The following is a 17,652-nucleotide window of genomic DNA, read 5'->3' on the forward strand; positions in this document are numbered from 1 at the left end:
TTCACTTCCTACTCTGGCTTCTCTAAAGATATTCTTCCTATTTTTCCGCCTCTAAATTCATCTAAGATTATTCCAGCTATTCTATTATAATCTATTTGGTTTCTAGCCATTATAGCTCCTCTTTTTCTAGCTATGGCATCTAAGTTGTCTAATGGATTTTCATGAAGCTCTGTAAGCTTATATCTAGTCATTAACTCTTCTGGATTAGTTTCTTGAAGTCTCTCAACTAATTTAAGTGCTAACTCTTCTGTATCCATTATTTCATCCTTTATAGCTCCAGTGAAAGCTAAATTTAATCCAACAATCTCATCTTCAAACTTAGGCCATAAAACTCCTGGTGTGTCCATAAGTTCTATACCTAACTTAGTTTTGATCCATTGCTTATTCTTAGTAACCCCTGGTCTATCTCCAGTTTTAGCTATATTATTTTTAGCCATTTTGTTTATGAATGTTGATTTACCAACGTTAGGTATTCCAACAACCATAGCTCTAGTAGTTATTTTTGCTAATCCTTTTGCTCTTAATCTATCATGTTTTTCTTTTAATAGTTTTAAAAGAGCTGGTTTTATAGCGTTTAGCCCTTCACCTTTTAAAGCGTTTACTTCTAAAACAATAGTCTCATCATTAGTTAGACTGTCTTTCCATGCTTTAGTAATCTTAGGATCTGTTAAATCACTTTTATTAAGAAGTATTACCCTAGGCTTTCCAGCACATAATGTGTCGATATCTGGATTCTTAGAAGATTTAGGTATTCTAGCATCTCTAATCTCTATAACAGCATCTACAAGCTTTAGGTTGTTCTGTATCTCTCTTTTTGTTTTGACCATATGGCCAGGAAACCAGTTAATCGCCATAATAAATCACCCTTCCTTGTCTTATTTTAGGTTATATATAATATATTATCTTAAACAATTTAAATCAATATTGTTTAACGTAAAACTTCAAATATTTTTATACAAACAAAAAATGGGACTATTCACTAGTCCCAGTTTATGTTTAAATTATCTAACAGTTAACTCTTTAACTTTAGCAGCTTTTCCTACTCTATCTCTTAAGTAGAATAACTTAGCTCTTCTTACTTTACCTCTTCTTACAACATCGATTTTATCGATTATTGGAGCGTTGATTGGGAAAGTTCTTTCAACACCTACACCGTAAGCAACTCTTCTTACTGTGAAAGTTTCTCTTAATCCACCGTTTTGTCTTTTTATAACAGTACCTTCGAATACTTGGATTCTTTCTCTGTTACCTTCTTTAATTCTAACGTGAACTTTTATAGTGTCACCTATGTTGAATTGAGTTAAATCTTCTCTGATTTGTTCTTTTTCGATTGCTCTTATGATTTCGTTCATTGTGCATTCCTCCTTGATAATAAAATTTTGACGTTCTTAACACTGACTGTGACAGAGGACCGCCGGTACTAGCACGAAGTTTATTCTATCATACTTGTTTTCTTTAATCAATATATTTATTCTGATTTTAACAATTTTCTATCTTCTTTTGAAAGTTCTATTTTGTCAAATAAATCCCTTCTTCTCTCTTTTGTTATAAGAAGCGATTCTTTTCTTCTCCACTTTCTTATATTCTCATGATGACCTGACATAAGAATGTCTGGGACCTTGTCTCCTTCAAACTCAACCGGTCTTGTGTATTGAGGATATTCTAAGGCTCCATCATAGAAACTTTCATCTTGAAAGCTCTCTTCTTTACCAAGAACTCCAGGTACTAATCTGGCAATACTATCAATAACTGGTATGCATGCCATTTCTCCACCTGTTAGTACAAAATCTCCTAAAGATATTTCTAAATCAAAGTGTTTATATACTCTTTGATCTATTCCTTCGTAATGGCCACAAACAAAAATAAGCTCTTCTTCCTTAGAAAGTTCTTTAGCTAGTTCTTGATTAAAAGTCTTACCTCTTGGTCCTAAAAATATAACTTTTCCTTTGTTCTTTTCTTTAGTTGCTCTTATAGCATCTACAACTGGCTGAGGAGTCATAACCATACCTGCACCACCGCCATATGGATAATCATCAACTTTCTTATGCTTATTTAAAGTGTAATCTCTTATATTAGTTGCTTCTATATGTAAAATCCCACTTTCTTGAGCTCTTCCTATTATGCTATGACCAAATATGTCAAACATCTCTGGAAATAAAGTTAGAATATTAATCTTCATATTGCCACTCTCCAGAAGGTCTAATAGTTATTAGTTTTTCATCCATATTGATGTCTAATACTATATCCTTTAAAACTGGAACTAAAACTTCTTTATTCCCTTGAACCCAATACACATCATTACTTGGAGTTTGTATAACATCTTTGATTTTTCCGTACTCAAATCCTTCAGTGTCAACAACCTTACATCCAATTAAATCAACTATGAAATATTCATCTTCTTCAAGTTCAATAGCATGCTCACGGTCTATTTCTAAGTAAGTTCTTTTTAATTTTTCTGCTTCTTCTATTGAGTTTATTCCTTCTAGCTTAAGAATAACTTTATCTTTAAAGTATTTAACGCCCTCTACTTTTACTTTGTTTCCTTTTAATAGAACAAACTCTAAGTCATCAAATCTTCTCATATCTTCTGTTAGAGGCATAACTTTCATTTCCCCTCTTAATCCATGAGTATTTATTATTTGACCAACTACTAATAAATCGTTCATCATTGCACCCCTTTTCTGTATATAAAAGAAGAGTTAGGTATTCCCCTAACTCTTTTTTAAATGATCTCTACTACAACTTTTTTATTCTCTTTAATTGCAGCAGCTTTCACCACTGTTCTGATAGCTTTGGCAATTCTACCTTGCTTTCCAATAACTTTTCCCATATCTTCAGGTGATACCTTTAGTTCTAATATGATTGATTCCTTGCCTGCGACTTCATTTACATGAACATCCTCAGGTTTATCTACTAGTGACTTAGCAAGTATTTCAACTAACTCTTTCATATTACCCTACTTAATTAATAAGTAGATTCACCTCCTAAGGAAAACTATTTTATACCAGCTTGGTTGAATAACTTTTTAACTACATCAGTTGGTTGAGCACCATTTCCTAACCACTTAGCAGCCTTTTCAGCGTCTATTCTTACTTCAGCTTCTGGCTTAGCGATTGGGTTGTAGTATCCAATTTCTTCGATGAATCTTCCGTCTCTTGGACTTCTTGAATCAGCAACAACTACTCTGTAGAAAGGAGCTTTGTGAGCACCCATTCTTCTTAATCTTATTTTAACTGCCATTACATTTTCACCTCCTTCAAAAGTGTGTTCAATTTATTTCATAAAAGGAAGTTTATTTAAAAATCCCTTTTTATTAACATTTTTTTGGAATGATTTCATTTGCTTCATTTGCTTTTTCATCATTTCATAGCCTTTTAAGACTTTATTAACCTCTTGTACTGTTGCACCAGCACCTTTAGCTATTCTTCTTTTTCTTGAACCATTTCCTATTACTAAAGAAGGATGCTTTCTTTCCTTAGCTGTCATTGACTGTATGATTGCTTTAACTGTAACCATCTGTTTTTCTCCTTGAGAGAAATCAATGCCTTCAAGTTCTTTTGAATTCACACCAGGAATCATTTCTATTAATTTATTTATTGGTCCAAGCTTTTTCATTTGATCCATAGCTGATAAGTAATCATCAAAATTAAATTCTTGACTTAACATTTTTTCACTTAACTTATTAGCCTCTTCTTCATCAATAGCTTGTTGAGCCTTTTCTATTAGAGAAAGTACATCTCCCATACCTAATATTCTTGAAGCCATTCTATCCGGGTGGAATACTTCGATGTCACTCATCTTCTCTCCAACACCAACGAATTTGATTGGTTTACCAGTAATGTCTCTTATTGAAAGAGCAGCACCACCTCTAGTATCACCATCAAGCTTTGTTAATATTATTCCTGAAAGGTCTAATGAACTATTGAATGTTTCAGCAACATTTACAGCATCTTGACCAGTCATTGCGTCTACTACTAAAAGTATTTCGCTTGGATTTGAAACTTCTTTAACATCTTTAAGCTCTTGCATTAAATCTTCATCTATATGAAGTCTACCAGCTGTATCTATGATAACAACATTATTTCCATTGTCTTTAGCATGTTCTATAGCTGCCTTAGCAATGTCAACGGCCTTCACCTTATCTCCCATTGAGAAAACTGGTATATCAATTTGTTTTCCTACAACCTGTAATTGTTTTATAGCTGCAGGTCTATATATATCACAAGCCACAAGTAATGGCTTTTTGTTTTTCTTTCTTAAGTGTAATGCAAGTTTACCTGCCATAGTAGTTTTACCTGCACCTTGAAGACCTACTAACATGAACACTGTTGGTCCATTATCTGAGTATTTCAACTTACTCTCAGTTTCTCCCATAAGAGCTGTAAGTTCTTCATTAACGATTTTAATAACCTGTTGACCTGGAGTTAAACTATTTAATACTTCCTCACCAACACATTTATCTTTTACACTAGATATAAACTTTTTTACCACCTTGAAGTTAACATCTGCCTCTAAAAGTGCAAGCTTTACTTCTCTCATGGCTTCTTTTATATCTTTTTCTGTTAGCTTACCTTTACCCTTTAATTTTTTAAGCGTATCTTGTAATTTAGACGCTAATCCATCAAAAGCCATGCTTAACCCTCCTAAGCGTTTATAATTTCCTCTAATTTTTCATCGATATATCTTTTTGTATCCTCATCTAAATTAGAGTTCTTATTTAATTCTGCCATAAGCTCCTCTTTAATTCCATACCTTTTATCAAATTTCTTTGATAATTTAAGTTTTTCATCATAAGAGTGAAGTTGCTTACAACATCTTTTGATTAAATCATAAATTGCTTGCCTACTGGTTTTATTAATCTCAGCAATCTCTGCTAGTGACAAATCTTCATTGTAATAAAGGGTCATAACATTAAACTGCTTTTCCGTAAGCAATGTTCCATAGTAATCTATTAACATTGATATTTCAAATCTATTTTCCATATAACCACCTTGCTCACGAATAAGATAATAACAAATAATTTAACAAGTGTCAAGTACTTTCACTTAACACTTATATTTTTGATATTTATGCTTAAAAACCCGATGATTGCTTATTTAGAATACTATCTATTCATTTATGATTAAATTTTTATAAAAATATTTTTATGTTTTATTTTATAATAGAGCTTCAGCAAATTCCTTTGCATTGAACTTTTGTAGATCTTCTACTCCTTCACCCACTCCAATATATTTAACTGGAATATTTAAAGTATTTTTGATTGATATAACTACTCCACCTTTAGCTGTACCATCTAGCTTAGTTAAAATGATTCCATCTATAGGACAAGCCTCCATAAATTGTTTAGCTTGTATAACAGCATTTTGACCTGTTGTTCCATCTAGTACTAAAAGAGTTTCCTTCTTTCTATCTCCTAGTTCTCTATCAATTATTCTGTTAATCTTAGCTAACTCATCCATAAGATTTTTCTTATTATGAAGTCTTCCAGCAGTATCACAAATTAATAAATCCACATCTCTAGCCTTAGCTGCCTGTACGGCATCAAAAACAACCGCTGCTGGATCTGATCCTTCTTGATGCTTAACTATATCTACGTGAGCTCTTTCACTCCAAATATCTAATTGATCTATAGCAGCTGCTCTAAATGTATCTGCCGCAGCTAATAATACTTTTTTACCATTGTTTTTATTTCTTGCAGCTATTTTTCCTATAGAAGTAGTCTTACCAACACCATTTACTCCAATGATAAGCATAACTTTCTTCTCATCATCATCTTCTTGGTCGTCATAATCTCCCTCTAACATCATTTCTGCAATAACTTCTTTTAATGCAGGCTTAACCATTTCTACCTCATTAATTTTTTCTTTTCTTATTTTAACTTTTAATCTATCTATAATTTCAACTGTTGTGTCCATTCCTATATCAGACATTATAAGAGCCTCTTCTAACTCTTCATACATATCATCATCTATAGTAACTGCTAAATTTAAAGCCTCATTAATCTTATCAGTTAAGTTATCTCTTGTTTTTGTTAATCCAGTTTTTAATTTATCAAATAATTTTCCAAACATCTTTGGTTCCTCCTCTATTTGTCTAGGTCTACTGAAACAATCTTAGATATACCTTTCTCTTCCATAGTAACTCCATACATAATATCAGCTGCTTCCATAGTACCTTTTCTATGAGTTATTACTATGAACTGAGTATTATCTCTAAACTTACTTAAGAATTCTGCATATCTTCTTACATTGGCATCATCTAGTGCTGCCTCAATCTCATCTAAAATACAGAATGGTGTTGGTTTCATCTTTAATATAGAGAATAATAATGCTATAGCAGATAAAACCTTCTCTCCTCCAGACATAAGATTTATATTTTGAAGTTTTTTACCTGGTGGTTGAACATTTATATCTATATTACCTGTAAGTTCATCACCATCTTCTAAGACAAGCTTCGCACTTCCACCTTTAAACAATTCTTTGAAAGTCTCATCAAACAGCTTATTTAACACGTTGAAGTTTTGTCTAAATACGACCTTCATCTTTGAAGTCATCTCTTCTATAACATTTAAAAGTTCTTCCTTAGCCTTTTCTAAGTCATCTCTCTCAGTTGCCATAAAAGTATATTTCTCAGATATTTCTTTAAACTCTTCAATAGCATTAACATTAACAGTTCCTAACCCTGTTATTCTAGCTTTAAGAGTTGAAATTCTTGATTTGTGAGCTCCCATATCTTCTATAGGCTTAAATCTATGCTTTTCTTCATCAAAATTTGTATTAAATTCTTCTGAAAGTCTCTTGTTTAGTATATTCTTTTCATTCTCTTGCTTAGTATATGTTATATCATTTCTATGAATCTCATCATCTTTCTTAGCAATTTCTACAGAAAGAACTTCTAAAGAGTTTTCTACAGAATTAATACTTTCTTTTATTTTACCTTTTTTAAGTTCAAAAGATTTGAAATTTTCTTCAAGAGTAATTAAATTAGCCTCTTCTGATTTCATAAACTTTTCGCATAAAACTATTTCTTTTTTGCTATCTTCCTTATTAGACTTAATCTCCTCTAAGTACTTAGTAACACTTACTATCTTTTCTTCAATCTCTTCTATAGATGTATTTATTCTAAAACTTTCTTTTTCTCTTCCTTCAATAATCTCTTGAAGTTTAGCCTTATTTATCTTCATGTTAGTAAGTCTATCCTTAGATTTTGAAAGACCTCTTGATAATTCAGCACACTCTTTTTCAAATTCTTTTACTTTTTGAGCATTAGCTACCTCTTTATCTTCAACTTGACTTATCTTTTCACTAACTAAATCAATCTCTTTCTCAATCTTAGCTTTTCTAACATCAACATCTTTTAATTCTAACTCTAAAGATTTTATTGAATTTTTGATTTTGAAAGTTTCATCATTAACATTTTTAATTTTATTGTTTAAATCTGCTAACTCTAAATTCTTCTCATATATCTTATCTGTAATCTCTTTCTTTAATCTTGTTAAATCTTCTTGTGCATTATTTAAATCTTCTAGCTCTTTAACTAAAATCTTTTCTTCTTTTTTAATATTAACAAGTTCATCCTCTAGAGATTTAACTTCATTCTTTCTAGACATTATACCAGTATTTTTCTGATATACACTACCTCCAGTAAGAGCACCACCTGCATTTACTATTTCTCCTGATAGTGTAACAATCTTATGTCTATAATTTAGCATTTTGGCAATTTTTATTGCATTATCTATATTATCACATATTATTGTTTTTCCTAAAACATAATTTATTACATTAGTGTAAACATCATTGAAATTAACTAAATCAGAAGCTATTCCTAAGAACCCTTCACTTTCAATAATATTTTTGCTAAGCTCTAGCTTCTTTCCTCTAATAATTGATAAAGGTAAGAATGTTGCTCTTCCTAGCTTATTTTGTTTTAAGTGATTAATAAGAATCTTAGCTACATTTTCATCCTCAGTTATTATATTAGAAATACTTCCACCTAAAGCTATTTCTATAGCAGTTTCATAGCCTTCTTTAGTTTCTAATACTTCTCCTAAGACTTTACACTTATTCTTATTTATCTTTACACGACCAGCATCTACACTAGACATTATTTTCTTAACTGAAACATTATATCCTTCATATTGTTTTTCTAGCTTGTTTAACATTTCTTTGTTAGCTTCAAGCTTATTGCTTTTTGATAATACTTGATTTAATTTAACTTGAGTTTCTTTAATTTTATTTAAACCATCCTTAAACTCTAGTTCCCTCGCTCTTAGTTCCTTCTCTTTTTCATATTTAGTTTCTTGTATATGCTGAAGTTCCTTTTCAAGAGTTAACTTAGTCGCTAAATTTATCTTCAATGAATTATCATAATTTAACTGCTTTCCCTTTGATGATTCAAGCTTTTCATTCAAATTATTCAATTCACTCTCAAGCATAGTTTTCTTATTTTTAGATGAAGAAACCTTTCTTAAAAGATCTAATTCCTCATCTTTTATTCTCTTAACTTCTTTCTCCTTAGCTACAAGTTTACTATTTAAAGAATTTACTTCCTCTTCTAATTCATTTATAGCCTCTAATTCCTTAGAAAACTTTTCTTTATTAGAATTAAAATCTTTTTCAATAGAGCTCTTTTCTTTCATTAAAGAAGCTAATTTTTTCTTATTTTCTTCTAGCTCCTCTTTATTCTTTGTAACTAATTCATCTATATTTTTAATTCTTTCATTTAATAAATCAACTTTACCTAAACTTTTATTAATCTCTTCCTTCTTAGCAAAGTATTCTTCTTGCTTTTCAGAATGATTATTCTCTAAAGTATCTAGTTCATTTTTAAGTGAGAATAATTTTTCTCTTTCAAGCTTATATTTTTCTTTTTGCTTCTCATTAAAATCTATTAATTCCTGAATTTTCTCTTTTTGCTTTAATATAACTCCCTCAATATTATGTAACTCACTCATAATAGATGAAATTTCCTTATGCTTAAGTTCATTAGAAAGTTCTAAATATCTTAAAGCTTTATTTTTCTCTTCTTCTAAAGGCCCTAATCTTTCCTCATAAGTAAAGATTATATCATTTATTCTAACTAAGTTTTCTTCCGTATTCTTTAACTTCCTCTCAGCTTCAACCTTTCTAGACTTAAACTTAACAATACCTGCAGCTTCTTCTAGAATGATTCTTCTCTCTTCCGGCTTACCACTTAGAATACTATCTATTTTACCCTGACCAATAAGCGAATACCCTTCTTTACCTATTCCTGTATCCATAAATAGGTTTACCACATCTTTTAATCTACAAGGAGAATTATTGATTAAATATTCACTATCTCCAGAACGGAATAACTTTCTAGTAACCTTAACCTCTAAATAATCTAAAGGTAATTCCCCTAAAGAGTTATCTAAAGTTAAAGAAACCTGAGCATATCCTATAGCTTTTCTATATTCTGTACCAGTGAAGATTACATCCTCCATCTTAGCACCTCTTAAAGTTTTAGCACTCTGCTCTCCTAAAACCCATCTAACACTATCTGATACATTACTCTTACCACTTCCATTTGGACCAACAATAGCTGTTATTCCCTTTTTGAAGTTCAATTCCGTTTTATCAGCAAATGATTTAAATCCCCTTATTTCAAGAGATTTTAAAAACATATATTCACTCCTATCCTTACATAAACATAATTGGCAATAAACACTTAAGTACTATTTTATATATTACCTTTTTCTTTATGTTTTTTCCCACTATGTTTCATTCCTTATGGTATAAGTTTATATTATGATAAATAAAATATCAATAAAAAAAGCCCTAGAGAATTAACTCCAAGGCATATATTTTATAAATCTAAATTATACACTTTTGATTCTACTTCTATAATAATTTTATCTACTTCCATAGAATTATCAACTTTAACCTTCAAGTCGCAATTTTTAGCCTTGTTCTTTAGTTCATTAAAGTATCTCTTTTTATCTGCATAAAGTTTAGAAACTGATTTGTTGCTTATCTTTATGAGAACATCTCCACTTTTATCCTTTAATATATCATAAATATTTTCATTTATGATACTACTTTCAACTAACTCTCTAAAAGCAGGATGGAATGGTCCATCAACAATATCTTTTCCTAGAGCTATGTTATCAGTTGGTTGAAGTCCTATTCTTATTACATGAACACCTTTTTCCTTATACATTTCATATATCTTAGCACTTATTTCTACAGCCTCATCTAAAGTATATGGTACATAAGTTCCTTCTATATACATATCCTCCATAGGAGTATTCTTAACAGTAAGCGCTGGATATATTCTACATATATCTGGGTTCATTTTAAGAGATTCTTCTACAGTTTTTATATCCTTATCAAAAGTATCTCCTGGAAGACCAACCATTATTTGATGACCTAATGTGAATCCATACTCATTTATAAGCTTTGATGCTTTTAATACTTCATCATATCCATGACCTCTACCTGATTTATGTAATACTTCTTGATCTAAAGATTGTACTCCAAGTTCTATTATATCAACTCTGTAACTTTTTAAGTGATCTAAAATAAACTCGTCTATATAATCTGGTCTAGTAGACAATCTTATATAATCTATAACATCTTTATCTTTATACTCTTTTGCAACAGCTAATAGCTCTCTTTGTTTATTTATATCAATAGCAGTAAAAGTTCCTCCAAAGAAAGATACCTCTAAAACCCTATCTCCATCTCCAATTGTTTCCAAGTATTCTTCAATTGTTTTTCTAACAAAGTCAGCATTAACTTTATTTTCTTGTTTAAACTTTGGCCCTAATATAACTTCCTTATTTTCTCCTGTGATTTTCCCTTGATTACAAAAAACACAATCATGAGGACATCCTTCATGCGGAACAAATATAGGTATTATATAGTGTCTTTTTCCCATTTAATTTCACCTAACCTTTGTAGTGCTGCCTTAGCTGCATTTTGCTCAGCTTCTTTCTTGCTATATCCAACACCTTCACCCATAACCTTATCGTTTATCATAAGATTAGTATAGAACTTTCTTCTATGTGGTGGCCCTTCATGCTTAACTAAGTTGTACGCAATATTTACCTCTCCATTTTTTTGAAGAACTTCTTGTAATCTTGTTTTAAAGTCTAAGATTATTTCTTCATTTATAGCCTGATCTATAACAGTTTTAAAATGTTTTAATATGAACTCATCAGCAACCTCTATTCCTTTATCTAAGTAAATAGCTGCAAGTAACGCTTCTAAAGCATCTGCTTGAATAGAAGTTCTTTCTCTTCCACCAGTTAATTCTTCTCCTTTACTCATTCTTATGAATTTTCCAAGAGATAATTTTCTTGAAACCTTATGTAATGAATTTTCACAAACAACTAAAGCTCTTATTTTAGTTAATTCACCTTCTGACTTATCTTTATAATTATTAAATAAGTACTTTGTTACACAAAGCTGAAGAACTGAATCTCCTAAAAACTCTAATCTTTCGTTGTATTTAACATCTTTAAACTGATTAGCATATGAACTATGTGTTAAAGCTGTTATTAAAAAGCCCTTGTTCTCAAACTCAACTCCTATGAGTTTTTCAACTTCTGTTATTTTTACATCTTTCACCTTAATATTCATCTCCTTAAGGTTTATTCTTCAAGTTGTTCCCCAAACAAATTCAAGAATAAACTTAAATTAAAAATCCCGCTTAATGCGGGACTTTATTACTTCTCTGTATGTTCTGTGATGTACTCTACTACATCTCCAACTGTTTTGAAGCCCTCAGCATCTTCATCTGGGATTTCCATTTCTAACTCTTCTTCAAGAGCCATTATTAATTCAACTATATCAAGAGAATCAGCACCTAAATCATCTATAAATGTTGACTCCATAGTTATTTCATCTTCGTTTACGCTTAATTTATCAGCGATAATTACTTTTAACTTATCAAACATTCAATTCACCTCCTAAGTCAATCTAATAAAATATTATTATATATAAAATGCATAGTCAATATACATTACGTAATTTTTAAATATTTTTTTGATTATCAAAGCTTTTTTTGCTAATTTCATCACTTAATTTTCCAATTAAGTCATTTTCATGAAATTTCCTTGCCTGTCTGATAGCATTTTTGAATGCTTTTGCATCAGAACTACCATGTGCTTTTACACATATTCCCTTTACACCTAAAAATGGCGCTCCACCATACTCTTTATAATCCATCTTTTTCTTAAGATTTAATAAAGCAGGTGCTAGGAAAGGTACTCCTAATTTAGCTAAAAATGATGATTTCACTTCGGACTTTATCATACTTAATATTGTAGAAGCTACACCTTCATACATTTTAAGTACAGTATTACCAACAAAACCATCACAAACTAAAACATCAACATCTCCTGTTGAAACCTCTCTCGGCTCAACATTCCCTATGAAATTAATATTCTTTTCTTCTTTTAAAAGCTGATAAGTAGCTTTTGTAAGCTCATTTCCTTTTTCTTCTTCTTCACCAATATTCACTAAGCCAACCTTAGGATCATTAACACCCATAACGGTTTTAAAATAAACTTCACCCATCTTAGCAAACTGAACCAAATAAGAAGGTTTAGAATCAACATTAGCTCCAGCATCGATTATCATAAAAGGACCATTTTTACCAGGCATAACAGGCGCTAAAGCAGGTCTTTCAACCCCTTTTATTCTTCCTACAATAAGTGTACATCCTGTTAAGAAAGCTCCTGTGCTACCTGCTGATATAACAGCATCACACTCTTTATCCTTAACAAGTCTAAGAGATTTTACAAGACTTGAGTCTTTTTTCTTTTTAACAGCCATGGCTGGATGCTCATTAGTAGATATTACTTCTTTTGCATCTATGAACTTAACTCTTTCCTTATCATATTTGAATTTAGAAAATGCTTCTTTTAAAACATCTTCTGGACCAGTTATACTTATTTCTATGTCCTTAAATTCTTCTAATGCCTGAACACACCCTTCAACTACTGCATGTGGGGAGTTATCTCCACCCATTCCATCTACAGCAATCCTCATGAGTTTACCCCCTTTATTTTCTTATATATAAATTTTTCCTATATATAAAGAAAAGAAAGTCATAAGACTTTCTTTTATTCTTCAACTGATACTACTTCTTTACCTTTGTAGTGTCCGCAGTTTTTACATACTCTATGAGCCATTTTCATTTCATGACATTGTGGGCATTCTACGATACCTGGTAAGCTTGCCTTGAAAGTTTGAGCTCTTCTTGAATCTCTTTTTGCTCTGAACGTTTTTCTAGCTGGATTTCCCATTGTTACACCTCCTTATTACTTAAACAAGTCCATTAGCTTTGCCATTCTTAAGTCAATTTCTTGATTGTCACACTGGCATGTTTCTTTATTTAAATCAATACCACATTTTTGACAAAGCCCCATGCAGTCTATGCTGCAAAGTCTTTTTATAGGTAAGGTTGAAATTACGTTTTCTACTACCGCTTCAGCAACATCTAATTCGTCGCCTTCTACATAAGCAATAGAATCATCTTCTTGATTTGAATTATTTGTAAATTTCTCATCCATATCTACTGATACTTCATAAGAGAAATTTGTTAAGCATCTTGAACACTTCATTTGAAGCTCTCCAGTAATGTTACCTACTAATTCTATAAAAGATTCACTAGATATAACTTCACCAGTAAAATGTAGAGGCTTTACAACCTTCATATTTTCGCCTTCAAATTCAAAGCTTTTTACATCTTCTAGAACAAAATCTAAAGATTTTCTTCTTTCTCTCTTTGAGCATAATTCTGAAAAATTTAATTTCATAATTTACGTAGTTAAATAACTACTTTCACGCTCCTTAACATAAGATATGCATCGTTCATTCCTGAACAACACATATCCTATTATATTGATTACCTATTTAAAAGTCAAGTATTTTATGATTATTTGCTTACAATACTTACTGTATCTTTTGCTATCATTAATTCTTCGTTAGTTGGAACTACGAAAAGTTTAATTTTTGAACCATCTTTACTTATTTCAGCAACCTTGGCTCTTACATTATTTCTCTCTTCATCTAACTCTATTCCTAAGAACTCTAAGTTTCTACATATAGCTCCTCTTTCGATGATTGAGTTTTCACCAACACCAGCAGTAAATACTATTACGTCACATCCATTCATTTCTGCAATGTATGATCCTATGTATTTTTTAACTGAATTTCTGAATAAATCTAAAGCTATTTGAGCTTCCTTGCTTCCTTTTTCAGCAGCAGCTTCAACATCTCTGAAATCACTACTTACTCCTGAAACTCCAAATATTCCTGATTTTTTGTTCATTAAAGTATTAACTTCTTGTGAAGTATATCCTAATTCATCTATTAAGTATGTAACTACAGCTGGATCTATGCTTCCACATCTAGTTCCCATTACTAAACCTTCAAGTGGAGTGAATCCCATAGTAGTATCTACACATTTACCATTTTGAATTGCAGCTATACTTGCTCCATTTCCTAAATGACAAGTTATTATTTTTAAATCTTCTATATTTTTACCCATAGCTTCTGCTACTTTAGCTGAAACATATTTGTGTGAAGTTCCGTGGAAACCATATTTTCTTATATGCTCTTTTTCATATAACTCGTATGGTAATGCATATACGAATGATTTCTCAGGCATTGTTTGATGGAAAGCTGTATCAAAAACAACTACCATTGGAACATTTGGCATTAATGCTTTACAAGCATTTATTCCTATTATGTTTGCTGGGTTGTGAAGTGGAGCTAACTTAGCACACTCTTCTAAATCTTTCATAACTTCATCTGTAACTAAAGCAGATTCAGCATATTTTTCTCCACCATGAACAACTCTGTGTCCTATAGCATTTATTTCATCTAGTGATTTTATAACACCATGAGTTTCATCAACTAATGCACCTAAAACTAATCTTATTGCATCTTGGTGATCATTCATAGTTTCTACTATTTCATATTTATCTTTTCCCTCAACCTTTTGAGTTAAGTTAGCACCTTCTAATCCGATTCTCTCAACTAATCCTGTTGCTAGTGCTTCTTCATTTCTCATATCTATTAATTGATACTTTAATGATGAACTTCCGCAATTTATAACTAATACGTTCATTTTAAAATCCTCCTACGTAAACTCAGCTTGTTAAGCTTGATTCATATTAAGCTTTATTCACATTAACTTTATACATTCATATAAATTCTAATCACTTAATTTTAAGTATAATTACTTAGTTGCTTGTGCTTGAACAGCAGTTATTGCAACAACGTTAACTATATCTTCTGAACTACATCCTCTTGAAAGGTCATTTATTGGCTTAGCAAAACCTTGACAAACTGGTCCAATAGCTTCTGCATTAGCAAATCTTTGAACTAATTTATAACCGATATTTCCTGCTTGTAGGTCTGGGAATACTAAAACGTTAGCGTTTCCTGCAACCTTGCTATTTGGAGCTTTTTGAGCCGCAACTTTTCCAACGATAGCAGCATCTAATTGTAATTCTCCATCGATGTCTAAGTCTGGTCTTAATTCTTTAGCTCTTTCAGTAGCAACTCTTACTTTAGTTACTAAATCGTGATCTGCACTTCCCATAGTTGAGAATGAAAGCATCGCAACTTTAGGATCCATTTTGCAAAGATTCTTAGCAGTATCAGCTGTAGCTATTGCTATTGCAGCTAATTGATCTGAGTTTGGATTTGGATTAACAGCACAGTCTGAGAATAATAACATTCCACCTTCTCCATATTCTGATCCTGGTACCATCATTATGAAGAAACTTGATACTACAGATACTCCTGGAGCAGTCTTTATTATTTGAAGACCTGGTCTTAAAAGATCTCCAGTTGTATGTACAGCACCTGATACCATTCCATCCGCGTCATTCATTTTTACCATCATTGTACCGAAGTATAGAGGGTCTCTTACGATTTTACCAGCTTTTTCAACTGTCATACCTTTATTTTTTCTTAACTCGTAAAACTCGTTTACGTAAGTATCTAATTTATCTGAAGTCTCAGGATCAACTACATTTACTCCGTCTAAGTTTACTCCTAATTTTTCAGCTTTTTCTCTAATAACTTTTTCTGATCCTACTAAGTAGATATCAGCAAGTCCTTCTTCTTTTATTTTTTGTGATGCAATAAGAGTTCTCTCCTCATCACCTTCTGGAAGTACTATCTTTTTTCTATTATTTTTAGCACTATCCCATATTTGTTTCATAAGTTCCATGTTCATTTCTCCTTTCAAGTCAAAGCAGATATTACGTATAATATACATATAATACTATACTCCTATACTAATATATTTTTCAACATATAACAAATAAAAAAAACGGTATCAAAATATTTTTTTATATTAAAAATTATCTGAATTTTCTAATTATTTTATCCCCTTTATTAATTTTACATATTACGGTATTATATTTTTATCAATCTATGGAAAAGCGGTGATTTACATGAATATAACAGGGATAATAACTGAATATAATCCTTTTCATTTAGGGCATGAACTGCACCTTAAATCTTCAAAGGATATAACAAAATGTGATGGAGTTATATGCGTTATGAGTGGTAACTTTGTTCAAAGAGGTCTTCCTGCTCTAACTGATAAATGGACTAGAACAAAAATGGCACTTAATGCAGGTGTTGACTTAGTAGTTGAATTACCAACTGTCTTTGCAACTTCCTCTGCAGAGTTCTTTGCTTTTGGTGCTGTTTCCTTACTTAACTCTTTAAATGTTGTTAATAATTTATGCTTTGGTTCCGAATCTGGAGATATAGAACTAATAAAGAAACTTAGTGAAATTATTGTCAATGAACCATTAGAATTTAAAGAGTATCTAAAAGTTTTTTTAGATGAAGGATTACCATTTCCCAAAGCCAGAAGTAAGGCTTTAATAAAATATATTAAAGAAAACTATGAGGAAATAGATATTTCAAACTTAGAAAGCATATTAAATTCTTCTAATAATATATTAGCAATTGAATATTGTAAAAGTTTATATAGACTTAAAAGTTCAATAACTCCATTTACTATAAAAAGACTTGGTGCCGATTATAATGAAGAAGATCTTTCTAAAGATGAAATTGCATCTGCATCAGCTATAAGAAAAAGTATCTATTCAGCTTCCTTAGAAGAAAGCTTAGAATTTATGCCCGAATATACATATAATCTATTAAAAGAAGCTAAATTTAGTGATTTAAACAAGATGTTCGAATTAGTTAGATATGCTATTTTAAGCAATCCAAAAATACTTAAAAATATACCCGAAGCTTCTGAAGGTATTGATAATAAGATTATTCAAAATATAGGTAAAGCCAATTCAATAGATGAACTTATAAATCTATGCAAAAGTAAAAGATATTCCTATACTAGATTAAACAGAATACTCTGCCACGTTCTTCTATGTATAAATAAAGAAGTTTTATCACTTAGAAAAACTCCTCCAACATATTTAAGAATATTAGGTTTTAATAATAAAGGAAGAGAAATAATTAAAGAAATCAAAAAAAATTCCGATATAATTCTTGTTAATAAATTATCAAAAATTAAGCCAGATTCAATGTTAGAATTTGACATAAAAGCCACTAATATTTTTAGCCTTTTAAATGATGGAGTGAAAATAAATAGCGATTATTTAAATAGTCCTATTATTTTAAGATAACA

The 17,652-nt window shown here is 30.9% G+C and carries 19 protein-coding genes; 1 reads left to right on the forward strand and 18 read right to left on the reverse strand.

Going from position 1 to position 17,652, the window contains the following annotated elements:
* Positions 1 to 8: 8 nt before the first annotated feature.
* The 18 genes from ylqF to pta all read right to left on the reverse strand — a co-directional run bounded on the left by ylqF (position 9) and on the right by pta (position 16,215).
* Positions 9 to 854, reverse strand: a complete 846-nt coding sequence (ylqF, locus tag ACQZHJ_RS12240; protein WP_430485838.1) for a ribosome biogenesis GTPase YlqF — start codon at positions 852 to 854, stop codon at positions 9 to 11.
* A gap of 147 nt (positions 855 to 1,001) precedes the next feature.
* Entirely contained in the window at positions 1,002 to 1,352 is a 351-nt protein-coding gene (gene rplS / locus ACQZHJ_RS12245) for a 50S ribosomal protein L19 (protein ID WP_430485839.1), read from the reverse strand.
* A 116-nt stretch (positions 1,353 to 1,468) separates the two neighbouring features.
* Positions 1,469 to 2,179: a tRNA (guanosine(37)-N1)-methyltransferase TrmD gene (trmD, locus tag ACQZHJ_RS12250; protein ID WP_430485840.1), complete on the reverse strand. Its 711-nt coding sequence runs from the start codon at positions 2,177 to 2,179 to the stop codon at positions 1,469 to 1,471.
* Positions 2,169 to 2,666, reverse strand: a complete 498-nt coding sequence (rimM, locus tag ACQZHJ_RS12255; RefSeq protein WP_430485841.1) for a ribosome maturation factor RimM — start codon at positions 2,664 to 2,666, stop codon at positions 2,169 to 2,171. Before rimM ends, trmD begins: the two co-directional genes overlap by 11 nt.
* Before the next feature lie 56 nt (positions 2,667 to 2,722).
* Positions 2,723 to 2,950, reverse strand: coding sequence for a KH domain-containing protein (locus ACQZHJ_RS12260; RefSeq protein WP_430485842.1), 228 nt, complete (start codon positions 2,948 to 2,950; stop codon positions 2,723 to 2,725).
* A 44-nt stretch (positions 2,951 to 2,994) separates the two neighbouring features.
* Positions 2,995 to 3,240, reverse strand: a complete 246-nt coding sequence (gene rpsP / locus ACQZHJ_RS12265) for a 30S ribosomal protein S16 (RefSeq protein ID WP_430485843.1) — start codon at positions 3,238 to 3,240, stop codon at positions 2,995 to 2,997.
* A gap of 33 nt (positions 3,241 to 3,273) precedes the next feature.
* Positions 3,274 to 4,632, reverse strand: coding sequence for a signal recognition particle protein (gene ffh / locus ACQZHJ_RS12270; RefSeq protein ID WP_430485844.1), 1,359 nt, complete (start codon positions 4,630 to 4,632; stop codon positions 3,274 to 3,276).
* Between the two features lie 11 nt (positions 4,633 to 4,643).
* The gene (locus tag ACQZHJ_RS12275) at positions 4,644 to 4,982 is read right to left on the reverse strand and encodes a putative DNA-binding protein (RefSeq protein WP_430485845.1); all 339 of its coding nucleotides are present in this window, start codon (positions 4,980 to 4,982) and stop codon (positions 4,644 to 4,646) included.
* 174 nt (positions 4,983 to 5,156) lie between these two features.
* Positions 5,157 to 6,071 (reverse strand): signal recognition particle-docking protein FtsY, encoded by a 915-nt coding sequence (gene ftsY / locus ACQZHJ_RS12280; protein WP_430485846.1) that lies wholly within the window; start codon positions 6,069 to 6,071, stop codon positions 5,157 to 5,159.
* A 14-nt stretch (positions 6,072 to 6,085) separates the two neighbouring features.
* Positions 6,086 to 9,643, reverse strand: coding sequence for a chromosome segregation protein SMC (smc, locus tag ACQZHJ_RS12285; protein WP_430485847.1), 3,558 nt, complete (start codon positions 9,641 to 9,643; stop codon positions 6,086 to 6,088).
* A 182-nt stretch (positions 9,644 to 9,825) separates the two neighbouring features.
* Positions 9,826 to 10,899, reverse strand: a complete 1,074-nt coding sequence (locus ACQZHJ_RS12290) for an elongator complex protein 3 (RefSeq protein ID WP_430485848.1) — start codon at positions 10,897 to 10,899, stop codon at positions 9,826 to 9,828.
* Entirely contained in the window at positions 10,878 to 11,603 is a 726-nt protein-coding gene (gene rnc, locus ACQZHJ_RS12295) for a ribonuclease III (RefSeq protein WP_430485849.1), read from the reverse strand. Before rnc ends, ACQZHJ_RS12290 begins: the two co-directional genes overlap by 22 nt.
* 86 nt (positions 11,604 to 11,689) lie before the next feature.
* Positions 11,690 to 11,920: an acyl carrier protein gene (acpP, locus tag ACQZHJ_RS12300; RefSeq protein WP_430485850.1), complete on the reverse strand. Its 231-nt coding sequence runs from the start codon at positions 11,918 to 11,920 to the stop codon at positions 11,690 to 11,692.
* A 76-nt stretch (positions 11,921 to 11,996) separates the two neighbouring features.
* Positions 11,997 to 13,016, reverse strand: a complete 1,020-nt coding sequence (gene plsX, locus ACQZHJ_RS12305) for a phosphate acyltransferase PlsX (protein WP_430485851.1) — start codon at positions 13,014 to 13,016, stop codon at positions 11,997 to 11,999.
* Between the two features lie 74 nt (positions 13,017 to 13,090).
* Positions 13,091 to 13,273 carry a 50S ribosomal protein L32 gene (rpmF, locus tag ACQZHJ_RS12310; RefSeq protein WP_003449428.1) on the reverse strand — a complete coding sequence of 61 codons (183 nt, stop codon included), beginning with the start codon at positions 13,271 to 13,273 and terminating at the stop codon, positions 13,091 to 13,093.
* 15 nt (positions 13,274 to 13,288) lie between these two features.
* Positions 13,289 to 13,786 (reverse strand): YceD family protein, encoded by a 498-nt coding sequence (locus tag ACQZHJ_RS12315; protein ID WP_430485852.1) that lies wholly within the window; start codon positions 13,784 to 13,786, stop codon positions 13,289 to 13,291.
* 119 nt (positions 13,787 to 13,905) lie between these two features.
* Positions 13,906 to 15,102 carry an acetate/propionate family kinase gene (locus tag ACQZHJ_RS12320; RefSeq protein WP_430485853.1) on the reverse strand — a complete coding sequence of 399 codons (1,197 nt, stop codon included), beginning with the start codon at positions 15,100 to 15,102 and terminating at the stop codon, positions 13,906 to 13,908.
* 111 nt (positions 15,103 to 15,213) lie between these two features.
* On the reverse strand, positions 15,214 to 16,215 hold the full coding sequence (pta, locus tag ACQZHJ_RS12325; RefSeq protein WP_430485854.1) for a phosphate acetyltransferase: 1,002 nt from the start codon (positions 16,213 to 16,215) through the stop codon (positions 15,214 to 15,216).
* 226 nt (positions 16,216 to 16,441) lie between these two features.
* Here pta and ACQZHJ_RS12330 point away from each other — a divergent pair, with 226 nt between their 5' ends.
* Positions 16,442 to 17,650, forward strand: a complete 1,209-nt coding sequence (locus ACQZHJ_RS12330) for a nucleotidyltransferase (RefSeq protein WP_430485855.1) — start codon at positions 16,442 to 16,444, stop codon at positions 17,648 to 17,650.
* The last annotated feature ends 2 nt before the right edge of the window (positions 17,651 to 17,652 follow it).

The organism is Clostridium sp. B9 (assembly GCF_050509515.1).
Lineage (GTDB): Bacteria > Bacillota > Clostridia > Clostridiales > Clostridiaceae > Sarcina.

Coding starts and splice junctions, on each gene's coding strand:
- rplS (WP_430485839.1), bottom strand. CDS start 1,352: ATGAACGAAATCATAAGAGCAATCGAAAAAGAACAAATCAGAGAAGAT.
- ACQZHJ_RS12330 (WP_430485855.1), top strand. CDS start 16,442: ATGAATATAACAGGGATAATAACTGAATATAATCCTTTTCATTTAGGG.
- ACQZHJ_RS12320 (WP_430485853.1), bottom strand. CDS start 15,102: ATGAACGTATTAGTTATAAATTGCGGAAGTTCATCATTAAAGTATCAA.
- ACQZHJ_RS12275 (WP_430485845.1), bottom strand. CDS start 4,982: ATGGAAAATAGATTTGAAATATCAATGTTAATAGATTACTATGGAACA.
- ylqF (WP_430485838.1), bottom strand. CDS start 854: ATGGCGATTAACTGGTTTCCTGGCCATATGGTCAAAACAAAAAGAGAG.
- plsX (WP_430485851.1), bottom strand. CDS start 13,016: ATGAGGATTGCTGTAGATGGAATGGGTGGAGATAACTCCCCACATGCA.
- ftsY (WP_430485846.1), bottom strand. CDS start 6,071: ATGTTTGGAAAATTATTTGATAAATTAAAAACTGGATTAACAAAAACA.
- rimM (WP_430485841.1), bottom strand. CDS start 2,666: ATGAACGATTTATTAGTAGTTGGTCAAATAATAAATACTCATGGATTA.
- acpP (WP_430485850.1), bottom strand. CDS start 11,920: ATGTTTGATAAGTTAAAAGTAATTATCGCTGATAAATTAAGCGTAAAC.
- ACQZHJ_RS12290 (WP_430485848.1), bottom strand. CDS start 10,899: ATGGGAAAAAGACACTATATAATACCTATATTTGTTCCGCATGAAGGA.
- rpmF (WP_003449428.1), bottom strand. CDS start 13,273: ATGGGAAATCCAGCTAGAAAAACGTTCAGAGCAAAAAGAGATTCAAGA.
- trmD (WP_430485840.1), bottom strand. CDS start 2,179: ATGAAGATTAATATTCTAACTTTATTTCCAGAGATGTTTGACATATTT.
- rnc (WP_430485849.1), bottom strand. CDS start 11,603: ATGAATATTAAGGTGAAAGATGTAAAAATAACAGAAGTTGAAAAACTC.
- ffh (WP_430485844.1), bottom strand. CDS start 4,632: ATGGCTTTTGATGGATTAGCGTCTAAATTACAAGATACGCTTAAAAAA.
- rpsP (WP_430485843.1), bottom strand. CDS start 3,240: ATGGCAGTTAAAATAAGATTAAGAAGAATGGGTGCTCACAAAGCTCCT.
- ACQZHJ_RS12260 (WP_430485842.1), bottom strand. CDS start 2,950: ATGAAAGAGTTAGTTGAAATACTTGCTAAGTCACTAGTAGATAAACCT.
- pta (WP_430485854.1), bottom strand. CDS start 16,215: ATGGAACTTATGAAACAAATATGGGATAGTGCTAAAAATAATAGAAAA.
- smc (WP_430485847.1), bottom strand. CDS start 9,643: ATGTTTTTAAAATCTCTTGAAATAAGGGGATTTAAATCATTTGCTGAT.
- ACQZHJ_RS12315 (WP_430485852.1), bottom strand. CDS start 13,786: ATGAAATTAAATTTTTCAGAATTATGCTCAAAGAGAGAAAGAAGAAAA.